At 38.8% G+C, this 12106-nt stretch carries 9 protein-coding genes; 7 read left to right on the top strand and 2 right to left on the bottom strand.

Annotation, left to right across the window (positions count from 1 at the left end; translation table 11 throughout):
* Nucleotides 1–68 precede the first annotated feature (68 nt).
* From FNZ24_RS13345 to hemN, 5 genes are all read left to right on the top strand, one after another.
* Nucleotides 69–689, top strand: a complete 621-nt coding sequence (locus FNZ24_RS13345) for a c-type cytochrome (RefSeq protein ID WP_153915076.1) — start codon at nt 69–71, stop codon at nt 687–689.
* An 810-nt stretch (nt 690–1499) separates the two neighbouring features.
* Nucleotides 1500–2162 carry a methyltransferase domain-containing protein gene (locus tag FNZ24_RS13340; protein ID WP_153915074.1) on the top strand — a complete coding sequence of 221 codons (663 nt, stop codon included), beginning with the start codon at nt 1500–1502 and terminating at the stop codon, nt 2160–2162.
* A 56-nt stretch (nt 2163–2218) separates the two neighbouring features.
* Nucleotides 2219–2773, top strand: coding sequence for a Der GTPase-activating protein YihI (yihI, locus tag FNZ24_RS13335; protein WP_153915071.1), 555 nt, complete (start codon nt 2219–2221; stop codon nt 2771–2773).
* A 77-nt stretch (nt 2774–2850) separates the two neighbouring features.
* The gene (locus FNZ24_RS13330; protein WP_153915069.1) at nt 2851–3312 is read left to right on the top strand and encodes a DUF2489 domain-containing protein; all 462 of its coding nucleotides are present in this window, start codon (nt 2851–2853) and stop codon (nt 3310–3312) included.
* A gap of 241 nt (nt 3313–3553) precedes the next feature.
* Nucleotides 3554–4930: an oxygen-independent coproporphyrinogen III oxidase gene (gene hemN, locus FNZ24_RS13325; protein ID WP_153915067.1), complete on the top strand. Its 1377-nt coding sequence runs from the start codon at nt 3554–3556 to the stop codon at nt 4928–4930.
* A 361-nt stretch (nt 4931–5291) separates the two neighbouring features.
* On the opposite strand, the gene add is transcribed toward hemN, so the two are convergent.
* The gene (gene add, locus FNZ24_RS13320; protein WP_153915065.1) at nt 5292–6287 is read right to left on the bottom strand and encodes an adenosine deaminase; all 996 of its coding nucleotides are present in this window, start codon (nt 6285–6287) and stop codon (nt 5292–5294) included.
* A 223-nt stretch (nt 6288–6510) separates the two neighbouring features.
* On the opposite strand from add, the gene FNZ24_RS13315 reads away from it, so the two are divergent.
* Both FNZ24_RS13315 and FNZ24_RS13310 read left to right on the top strand, forming a co-directional pair.
* Entirely contained in the window at nt 6511–8346 is a 1836-nt protein-coding gene (locus tag FNZ24_RS13315) for a DUF885 domain-containing protein (protein ID WP_153915063.1), read from the top strand.
* Nucleotides 8347–8510: 164 nt separating this feature from the next.
* Complete coding sequence (locus FNZ24_RS13310; protein WP_228768483.1) at nt 8511–9455, top strand: alpha/beta fold hydrolase; 945 nt, start codon at nt 8511–8513, stop codon at nt 9453–9455.
* Nucleotides 9456–9483: 28 nt separating this feature from the next.
* On the opposite strand, the gene FNZ24_RS13305 is transcribed toward FNZ24_RS13310, so the two are convergent.
* A complete protein-coding gene (locus FNZ24_RS13305; RefSeq protein WP_153915060.1) occupies nt 9484–11985 on the bottom strand; it encodes a bifunctional diguanylate cyclase/phosphodiesterase in 2502 nt (833 codons plus the stop codon).
* Nucleotides 11986–12106: the final 121 nt, after the last annotated feature.

Raw genomic sequence — 12106 nt, 5'->3', positions numbered from 1 at the left:
ATTTTACCACGCTTGCGGGTCTTCCTAGTAAGCTCAGGACAATAAATTAAACAAGAAGTTGGAACGCCATGAAAAAGTTAGCTCTTGCGCTGTCTGTATTTGCCGCTATATCAACGCCTGCAATCGCTGAAGGTGATGTGGAAGCGGGTAAAACTAAATCAGTTATGTGTTCTGCCTGTCACGGTGTTGACGGTAACAGCATTGCTCCAATTTGGCCTAAATTGGCCGGACAGCACGCATCTTATCTAGAAAAACAATTACATGATTTCCAAGCGGCAGCTAAAAGCGGCGGCAAAGAAGGTCGTAATGATCCTACCATGACTGGTATGGCAATAGCGTTATCTGAACAAGATATTAAAGATGTTTCTGCATATTATGCAAGTCAAACACAAACCGTTGCAGATGTAGCCAATGTACCTGCTGAAGGTGAAGCCCTTTATAAAGGTGGCGACATGGCTCGCGGTATTACATCATGTATGGCATGTCATGGACCAGATGGTAAAGGCGGCGAACTTGCCGGCTTCCCAGCAATTGGTGGCCAGCATGCTGATTACATCAAAATTCAGTTAACTAAGTTCCGTGATACAAATCGTAACAATGACCTGAATGGCATGATGCAAGATGTTTCTAAAAAGTTATCTGACAGTGATATTGAAGTATTATCTCAATACATTTCAAGTCTTAAGTAATTTTTTCTTCATATTTAAATGAAGCTAAAAGGGTGATTATTCACCCTTTTTTACAACCACAAGTTGACGTTTACGTAAACTTTATAACATTCATGCTTGACAGAGATCACGGATTTAGGGTTAAATAGCCCCGTACCGAGATGAACCCAGCTGTAAGAACAAAAATATTAATTCCATCTTACAGGTTTCGGATACGTTTACATTTAAGATATAAGAATAAAATTAATAAATAACAATAATATAAATAAGACCACTCGCTAATAATAATAAGAGTCGTGATTTCAGCTTGAAATCCAGGTCATATAGAATTTGTAAGGAACAGACCGATTGGTCGACACGCTGATATAGCACTCCCTTACGCAACAGAGATAAAACCCCATAAGGAAACTACTTTAAGGATTAAAGTAGCGGCATAGGAAGCTAATTGCTTAGGATGCACTTGCGGAGGCTTGTTATCACTGGAAGGTACTTTTAAACATGGATTGTTTACTAATGTCATTGAAGACAACTAGGATATTGATGAGTCATTGAAGACCATCTACGGAAGCTGTGGTCAGGACGGCAACAGGATTTAAAAAAAAGGTCATAGATGACCAATAACAATAAAAATGCATGGAAAGCTCTAAAAATAAGATGGATATTGACCGGGATAGTCACATAGCAAGTATGGATACTTGGAATAAAAATTTGGTGTGATAAACACTATTTTGTAAGGTGGCAGTTTACTGCCACCTTTTTTTATTTCTTCTTTTCAAAAAATCTGTTATTGATTGATTAACTTCATCTTTGTTTGGATCACATCTAACCTCAATGATTAAATGCCCCTTGTGCAGCCATGCTGCTGAGTTTTTTATCCAAGATAAGAAAAGAGCCTTTTACAGCTGTCCTCAATGCCAACTGGTATTCGCAAACCCTCAATCACACATGATGCCTGCGGCTCAACGACAGCGATATGGTCGAGCGAATAAAGCAGCCAAACAAAAACAACTAGTCCAATTTATCCAACCTTTACTCAGTCAAATCACTTCTCAACAAGATGGGCCATTAGTCGGTCTCAATTTTGGCAGAGTTTTGGATCAAACCAGTTTGGAAAAAATTGAATCAGCAGGACACCGCCTTTATCAATACGACCCCTTTATCAAAACAGAGCAGCAAGTCTTTAACCAAAAATACGACTTCATTTGTTGTTACCGTGTCTTAGAGCATTTTCAACAGCCTTTTAAAGAGTGGTCACTTATATCCAGTTTATTAAAAGATAGCGGCTGGCTGGCTATTAGCACTTCACTACTCACTGACTTAACTCACTTTTCTAAATGGCATTTTAAGAACAACCCAACTCACGTGAGTTTTTACCAGCAACAAACTTTTGAGTATTTGGCACAAAACAGCGAATTTAAGCTATTATTTGCAGCAAAAGAGCTCGTATTGATGCAAAAAACATCAAAGTCTGATATAAAGCGCATCCTGATTTAGTGCAAGGTGGATAATTATCTATCTAGCCAACTTTTTACAACCACATGAGATCACTGATGGCTCGTAGTAAAAAATCGCGCAAGGGCGGCGAAAACGGCCCTACACAAGCACCAAGAGTCAAAAAGGCTGATCGTAAAGTCACTGGCAGCAGAAAGAAAGATAACGGTCATAAGTCTGGCAGTCGTCACAACGAAGCCTTGATTGAACAACAATCACCGCATGTTAAAACGACCAAAAGTAATGATCCTCGTCATGGCAGTAAAAAGCCTGTGCCGTTAATGATCAAACCAGCAGAAACTGCAGCACCAGTTGCTAAAGTTAAGCAACCTAAACTGACTGATGAGCAAAAATTATTAAAACTAGAAGATGATCCTAGATTCAATAATTTATTAGACTTATTAGAAGAAGGTAAAGATCTGTCTGCTGATGACCAAAAATGGTTGAATGGTCAACTGGCCAAGATGGAAGCATTAATGGAAAAGCTAGGTATCTCTGATGCTGAAGATCTTCCTGCTCAAACAGCAAGTACTAGTAAAAAACCTGCTTCAGATGATGATTTATACGAACGCTTTGAATCCGGCGCTGATGTATTAAAAGACTACCAGTCTTAAATCATTTATAAATGGCATGCCTGATGGCGTGCCATTTTTCTATCTACAACGTTCCAACTTCTGATTAAGGATAATTTGTGTCTAGCCTTGTTATTGCCCTCGCCGTTATCGTTATTGTGCTTTTAGCTTGTTATGCTGGTTACCTTTTATTAAAGGTCAAGAAACAGCAACAAGAAGCTATTGAAGCCAATCAGCAGCGTCTAGATGAAGGGAAAGCCAAAAAGCAGCAAATTCTAGATGATATAAAATATATTGCAGCAGCAATGCTTGAGGAACGATGCGAGCCCTCTGAAGGTGTCATGCGCATAGCAAAGCTCTTTGAAGCGCTATCAATGTCAGAACAAATGACTGCTGAGTTCCCACATATCTTCGAACATTATGATTGCATCAAGGCTCATCCGATCAAAGAAGCGCGTAAGTCGCTTGAGAAACAACAGAGAATGAAGCTAGATTTAGCGCGAATGAAGTCCGAAGCAAGGCTAGAACAGGGCCTTATTGATGACGCCCAAAAGATAACGCAATTTCATTTCATTCATTAAGTTTTAGCAGGTTACGTTAGATACGACCTTTATTATTAACACCTTAATAAAGGTCTGTTGCTGCCTTAAGCTTTCAGCTTAGGCTGTGAGCCATCCCACAATTTCACAAAACTTCACAGCTTTCAGACTAAATACCGCCTTTCTAGCAACATCAAATTTCAAATTTACAACGTAGTTCAAGGTTTTTTATCTAATATGACTGCATACTTCGTCTATTGCTAATTTACTCGGAGAACGTGCCTTGAAGCAGCCCACACAAATAAGTTGGGATCAGTCAATGATCGAAAAATATAACTACAGTGGTCCACGCTATACGTCGTACCCAACGGCGCTAGAGTTTGACGATAGTTTCACTGAGCAAAACCTACTTTCTGCGATTGAAACCAGTAAAAGTGACAAACTGTCTTTATATATTCACATTCCTTTCTGTGCCAAGCTTTGTTATTACTGTGGCTGTAATAAAGTCATTACTCGTCATGCACATAAAGCAGATCAGTACATTGAATACCTTGCCAGTGAAATTGTAAAACGTGCTCCGTTATTCAAAAACTACACTGTGACACAAATGCATTGGGGCGGCGGTACACCAACCTTCTTAAACCCAGAGCAAATTTTAACTTTATCTAAGTTAATCAAAAGCCACTTTAACTTTGCTGACGAAGGTGAGTTTTCGATTGAGGTTGACCCTCGTGAAATCGAGCTAACAATGCTTGATACCCTAAAAGAAGCCGGATTTAACCGTATTTCTATTGGTGTTCAGGACTTTAACAAAAAAGTTCAAGTTGCTGTTAACCGCGAACAAGACGAACAGTTCATTTTCGACTTAATGGCGAAAGCAAAAGAAATGGGCTTTGTTTCAACCAATGCTGATTTAATCTACGGTCTACCGCATCAAACACCTGAAACGTTTGCTGAAACGATTAAACGCGTTATTGAGTTATCTCCAGACCGTTTATCAATCTTTAACTACGCTCATTTACCATCGCGCTTTGCCGCTCAGCGTAAAATTAAAGATGAAGATATGGCTTCACCGCAGCAAAAATTAGACATGCTGCATCAAACCATCGAGTCTCTTACTGGTGCAGGTTACCAATTCATTGGTATGGATCACTTTGCTAAGCCAGATGATGAACTGTCGAAGTTACAAAATGCAGGTAAACTACATCGTAATTTCCAAGGTTACACGACCCAAGAAGAGTGTGATTTACTTGGTTTAGGCGTATCTTCAATTAGCCAAATTGGTGATTGTTACGCGCAAAACCAAAAAGACATCCGTCCTTACTATGAGTCAATTGATGAAACAGGTCATGCCTTATGGAAAGGTTGTAGCTTAAATCGTGATGATGAAATTCGTCGCGTTGTTATCAAGCAGATGATTTGTCATTTTGATTTAGATCTCACTAAGATTGAGCAACAGTTTGATCTTAACTTTGAAGAATACTTTGCTGAAGATTTAAAACTGCTGCAAACATTCATTGACGACAAACTAGTTGATATTACAGACCGTAAACTGACTATTAGCCCAACAGGCCGTTTGTTAATTCGTAATATTTGTATGTGTTTTGATGTTTATTACCGTCAAAAAGCACGTCAACAGCAGTTCTCTCGTGTGATCTAATTGCCAGAACGAATCATTTAATAAATGATTCGCTCCAACAAAAAACCGCTGAAATTCAGCGGTTTTTTTATGCTTATAAATTACGTTATTAGGGCCTGTTGATCTTTGCTGGTTAAGTTTTGTTCGAAATAAAAGCGTTTTAATCGAGGCGGATGAATTGATGCCTAGTCATCTAAGCAAAGTTCATTCAACAAAGAGTAAAACGCTTTTAGTCGAACCCTTCGGGCAGCGTTTGTTGGTCATTTTTACTGCGTTATCGACTTTTTATGTAGAATAACTACACCACAAAGTCTCTGCCTTGTACAACTGACCAACAATTCGCTGCAAAAACAACCTAGAAAGATCAACAGGCCCTAATTATTTAAAGCTTTGAGGCGTATAGAGCTTTGCGCTCACTATCTGATAAAAATGCCATTTCAACACCGTTACGCTGCACTTGGCTAATTTGATCATCCGATAATTTAAGCTCAGATTTTGCGATGCGATATTCATGTTGAATATCAATATTACTGACACCTGGATCATCAGTGTTTAAACCGATTAACACGCCAGCATCGAGGAATTGATTAAACGGATGCGAAGCATAATCAGCAACCGTTGATGTGTGTAAGTTACTTGTTGGACAAGACTCAATACCAATTGAATGCTTAACCAGATATTCCATCATTTTAGGGTCGTGAATAGCATTAACACCATGACCAATACGTGTTGCACCTAATTCCTGAATGGCTTGCCACATACTTTCTGCGCCAGCAGCTTCACCAGCATGAGCAGTAATTTGTAATCCAGCGTCGCGTACTTGCTTAAAGTGGTCATTAAACAAGTCGCCAGGGAAACCTAACTCATCGCCAGCTAAATCCATTCCTACCAAATCATAGCGATGTGCAAGTAGCCCTTCAAGTTCTAATCGACACTTATCTTGGCCAAATGAGCGAGACATAATACCAATAAGGTTAATCTTCACAGCGTGCTCTTTCATGCCAGCTTTGACACCATCGATAACAGCTTCAACTACACCTTCAATCGGCAAGTTGTGGTTCATCGCCATGTAATATGGGCTAAAACGAAGCTCTGCATAATCTAATCCTGAAATTGCAGCATCTGCTACATTTTCATAGGCCACACGTTTTACAGCATCTAAATCGGCTAATACTGCGACCATCCAATCAAGCTTTTTTAAAAAAGCGACTAAGCTGTTTTCTTTACCCTGAATTTGAACAAAAGGTGCAAGTGCCTCTAATGTATCTGCTGGTAGCTTAATTCCATGCTGATGTCCGAGTTCCCAGATGGTATTGACTCTAACATTGCCATCTAAATGACGGTGTAAATCAACTAATGGAATGGATGTATTGATCATTATTAACCCCTATTAATTTTCTGAGCTAAATGTGTTTCTTATATAATGAACACCTAGCAGGTCGAAGTTTAACATGCATCTACAAAAAGGTGACGTTTTTATCGCCTGAATAGCATAATCGGTAACAATTATTTCGATTGATACTGCTAGCGTGCTTCTGGCTGAATTGGTATCTTGTTACTCATAATTAATTCGTAATTTACTGTCGATAAAGGAATTCATCATGCGTAAGCTCATCTTGCCAGCGATTATCATGTTGGCTGTGACTGGCTGTAAAATGACCACAGGCTCAAAAGCTCAATATTATCTCGGTGATACTCAAAAAACTGAAGCGACATCGAATAAACCACAAGAAACTCAAAATGCAGCTGTTGAAGATCTGAGCCTAAAAACAATTATAGATAGCGCATGGCAAATCAACTTAGATTATTCACCCCAAATGGCTTATTCACTCGGAGATGAGTCAAAAGCATCATTATTAGCTGACTTATCACCTGAAACTTTAGCCGAAAAGAACTTACGCCAAAAAACATTATTGTCATCATTAAAGCAATTAGATAAAAGTAAGCTATCAAAAACCGACAAAATCAACGCCCAACTACTGCAATATCAATTGCAAAATAGCGTTGATTTGTACACCTACAAAGATCATTATTTACCCATAACTGCAGAAAGTGGCTTTCATGCTTACATCGCGTCTATAGCCAATACCCCACTCAACACAGCAGAAGACTATCAACATTACTTAGATAAGCTAAATGCATTACCGGCATATTTTGCACAGCAAACTTTTTGGCTAAAACAGGGCTCTATTAATGGCATAACCCCAGCTAAAATCACTTTAGCTGGTTTTGAGGATAGTATTAGTGCCTATATTGTTGAAGTAGAAGACAGCGGCTATTACAAACCTTTCACTGATTTTCCTGATCACTTTTCAGAGCAACAAAAAACTAAATTAACTGCTGAAGGTAAAAAGGTTGTCACTGAAAAAGTGCTACCGCTTTATCAGCAGTTCTATGACTTTATGACTCAAGACTATATTCCTAGCGCCCGCACTTCTATCGCTGCTAAAGATATGCCTAATGGTGGAGCTTTCTATCAAAATAGAGTTGAGTATTACACCACTGTAAACATGACGGCTGACGAAGTTCATCAACTGGGATTAAAAGAAGTCGACAGAATTAGAGCCGAAATGGAGCAAGTGATTGCAGACGTTAAATTTGAAGGCTCATTTGCTGAATTCCTACATTTTTTAAGAACTGATCCTCAATTTTATCCAAAAACAGCAGAGGAACTACTAAAAGAAGCGGCATATATAGCCAAAAAAGCAGATGCTATATTGCCTAAATACTTTGCAACATTACCGCGAACCCCTTATGGGATTAAACCTGTACCAGCTGAAATCGCACCAAAGTACACCACGGGTCGTTATTCAGGCTCAAACCGTGATGATGAAGCGGGTTATTACTGGGTGAACACTTATGCATTAGATAAGCGCCCACTTTATGAAATGGAAGCGCTGACTTTACATGAGGCAGTCCCTGGTCATCATTTACAAATATCACTCAACAAAGAGCTAACTGACTTACCTAACTTTAGACGTTATAGCTATATCTCAGCTTTCGGCGAAGGTTGGGGTTTATATTCAGAGTACTTAGGACTTGAAGCTGGCTTTTATCAAGATCCTTATAGCAACTTTGGCCGTTTGACCTATGAAATGTGGCGAGCGGCAAGACTCGTGGTCGATACAGGCATGCACACTAAGGGTTGGAGTCGTGATGAAGCAATCGACTTTATGGCAAGTAATACCGCCTTATCAATGCATAACGTGACCACCGAAATCGATCGTTATATTTCCTGGCCAGGGCAAGCACTGTCATACAAGATAGGCGAGCTCACCATCAAACGACTACGTGATAAAGCAGAAACAGAACTAGGTGAAGATTTCGATATTAGACTGTTCCATGATGCTTTACTGCAAAATGGTTCAGTGACTATGGAAATTCTAGAGCAAAAAGTTGATGAGTTTATTGAAGAGCAAAAAGCTGCTCAATCTTAAATTTTAGGATTAACAATGTTGGCTGAAAATATTTTCAGCCAACATTCCTCAATCAAACCACCCCATCCAGTACTTTATCTAAAACAAGATAAATTTGTTTGCTACACTGCTCCACTCTGAATTAATAATTTCATATAAACCATTACTAACTAAAGGTGAGCATTGTGCTTTTTTCGTCAGAAGATCAATTGAACAACGATGAACAGCAAGGATTCTGGCAATCAGTCACTCAATCAACACTAGAAAAAGATAATGTTTCTCTTGCCTACGCTTACATAAAGCACGCCGACAATAGCAAAGCAATTGTCATTAGTAGCGGACGGGTCGAAAGTTATCTTAAATATAAAGAATTGATGTTTGATCTATATCAGCATGGATATAGCCTCTATATTATTGACCATCGCGGACAAGGCTTATCTTCTAGAATGACTGACAACCCTCATCAAGGGCATATTGATAATTTTCAAACCTACATTGATGATTTAAATGACTTCATCGAGAAAGTTGTTAAGCCAAAATCACATAAGGATTTATACCTAGTAGGGCATTCAATGGGGGGAACGATCGGCACGCTTTACATGGAGCAATTCCCTGCCACCTTCAATGCTGCAGTCTTCTCAGCACCTATGTACGGTATAAAACTGCCATTCAAAAAAACCTTTATTCGATCTCTTGCCTCGCTGCTTGATACTTGTACTGACAAACAACCGAATAAACAGCCTAACTACGTATTGGGCGGCACTGATTATGAGCCAGTCGAGTTCACCAAAAATCACCTGACGAGTAGTAAGGCAAGATACCAACAAATATTAGATGTATTTCAACAGAACCCACATATTCAATTAGGCTCACCGACCAATCATTGGTTAATTGAAGCCATGGATGCAGCAGACAGAGCAATAAAGGCTGCAGCTTTAAGTATCAAACCCATCATGGTTTTACAGGCTATGGATGATGCTATTGTTGATAATGCAGCGCAAAACAGAGCTGAGAATGAACGTTGTCAAATCCGTAGAATTAACAACTGTCAGCATGAAGTGTTTATTGAAGCAGATGAAGCCCGTAATCATGCCTTACGCACGCTAATAACGTTTCTAGAGCAACATTAAGCAATAAAGTTTTAGTAACTATTCAGCTTTAACTAAAAGGCACCTTCCATACCACGCTTAGAGTCAACTCTGACTCTAACAGGTGCTTGATATCCTGCTGCGTTAACGGCCGGCTAATTACATAACCTTGGAATAAATTACTTTTTAATTGAGTTAATGTGGTTAGCTGCTGACGATCTTCAACCTGCTTTACCACAGCAGGATATTTCAGCTGATTGGTCAGCTGAATTAGCGAAGTGAAAATATTTCGTGACTCTTCAGATATGGCAATGTCCTGTATGTAGTTTGCCGCAAACTTAACTTGTGAAAAGTGAATTCCATGAAGTCGGTGTAAAGGACATAAGCCAGAGCCAAAATCATCTAAAGCTATTCGGATCCCTGAGCGTTGCAAGCATAAAATCTTATCTTTAGCCGTGGCTGCATTAATTGAGAATATATCTTCAGATAACTCTAACTGTAACAGTTCTGGGCTGATCTTATGTTGTTTAATTCTCTCTTGAATCACTTGTACAAACATATCTTGATGAAAGTGTCTTGAAGAAATATTAATAGAGAAACAAGGGCATGTTATTTCAGTTTTTTGTAAGCTCTCAATGAATAAGCACACTTCATCAAGCATCCAGAGCTCTAATTCAAAAATAGAATTAGAGAGCTCCGCAACAGGTATAAACTGTTTAGGGCTAATAAAGCCAAACTCAGGATGGTACCAACGCATCAAAACTTCTACGCTCTCTGTATTACCATCGATATCGACTACCGGTTGGTATACCAAAGACATTTGTTGCAGCTTGATAGCTTTTTTTAATTCTTGTTGCAGCTTTTGCGGCTCATGATGACTGCCATCTAACTGCAAGCTATGTAATACACACGTATTCGTTTGACTTTCTATTGCCTTACCTAGGGCAGTATCCGCTCGAGAAAGTAACTGGCTTGGCTCTAATGATTCTTTACCATCAAATACCACCATTCCCACTTTAGTGAATACCGAAACACTTTGTCCTGACAATGTAAAACTTCTGCCTATAACTTGCCGTACTTCACTTGCTAGTGATAAAGCTCGCTTATTAGCGTGTTCAAGACTACAACCTAGGTTCTTAGCCGAGATAACGAATTCGTCATCTCCTAAACGGCTCAGTAAACAACTGCCTGAAAAAGTACCGGCTAACCTAGCTGATATTTGCATTAACAGCCGATCACCTAATTGCTCTCCAACGGCTTCGTTTACTAATTTTATGTTACTTAGATTAATCAGCAACATAGTACAATACTGATTGGATTTACGCGCATACGCTTGCAAGTCAAACAGTTCATTGGCTAGCGCTTCTCTGTCCACAATGTCAGAAACACCCACATGACTTTGACGTTCGACAGTGATTTTTTGATTTTTGAGTTCTAAAGTAACATCAGTAATGGAGCCTATCATTCTAATGGGTTTACCATTCTCGTCCCATTGAATCACTTGCCCTCTATCCAACACCCAAATAAAATCGCCAGCTTTATTCATCAATTGATGCACACTTTCGTAGTGACCCGTTTTACCGTCTAAACAATCATCAATCGTTCGAAGAATCGTGTTTTTCTCATCTGGGTGTAAGCGTGTCTCCCAGGATTCATAACAGTTTTCTATTTCTTCTGGCCTATAACCTAAGATTTCTTTCCAATTATCAGACATGAATACTGCATTGGTTTCTGTATTCCAATCCCAAATACCATTGTTGTTTGCACTGATAGAATATAGCCAACGTTGCTCTGAGTTAGTGACTTTTTGATTATTCTCTAATAGTAACCTTTCCACTTTTAGCAGTGAGTCGCCTAAGTTATACACTTCCTCAACTAAACAGTTAATGATGGTCTTATCAGGTTTGGACAAAAGCACGTTATTCGCTCTAGCAGTAAGTTGCTTAATCGGCCTAATCAGCAACCAATATAAAGCCCAGCAAAAGAAGAGAACTAACAAACCTCCAATCCCCCAGATATAAATAAATCTTTTTTGGAGTTGGTCAGAAGCGTCTGCAATTAAAGAAGAAATATCATACTCGAGGTAAATTACATCTACAGCACTGGAATAGCTATATTTGGCAGCGGTATTTACAGGGTAATAGGCTTGAATTGAGAGTCGATCATAGTTGATATTAAAATAGGCTTGTTCCTCTGCTACAACGTCTTGATGACGTTCATCAGAATAGCCTTCAATCACATTCTTAGCATTACTCTCACGCCAAATGACATGGTTTGCAAACTTTATTCTGCTTGAGGCATCCAATATGACGTAAACCATCATATTGCTATCTGTAGAAATGAGGGAAACTTCTTGCTCTATTCTGGTGATATCTTGAATTGCTAACGCTGATTCAACGACATGAATCATTCTAAATAAATCTTTTTGGATCTGTTTAGACTCATTTTCAGCTAATTCAGAACGTAATTCTTCTTTTTCATAATAAAACTCTCCACTCACTAATAGTAAGTAGAGTGAACATAAAAAAAATGGCACTAAAAAAGATAGTGAAAAAGAAGGTCGTTTTGGCAAAATAACACCGTTAGTTATTAATAAAATTGTATCGCATTGGTAACATACTAAAGACCACAACAATCAACAACCTTAAATAGCTTTTATAGTAAAACAAATGACCTATGTTTTACTATAAAAK

It is taken from the genome of Shewanella sp. TC10 (assembly GCF_009663145.1).
GTDB lineage: Bacteria > Pseudomonadota > Gammaproteobacteria > Enterobacterales > Shewanellaceae > Shewanella.
This window is presented reverse-complemented; position numbering and strand designations above follow the sequence as displayed.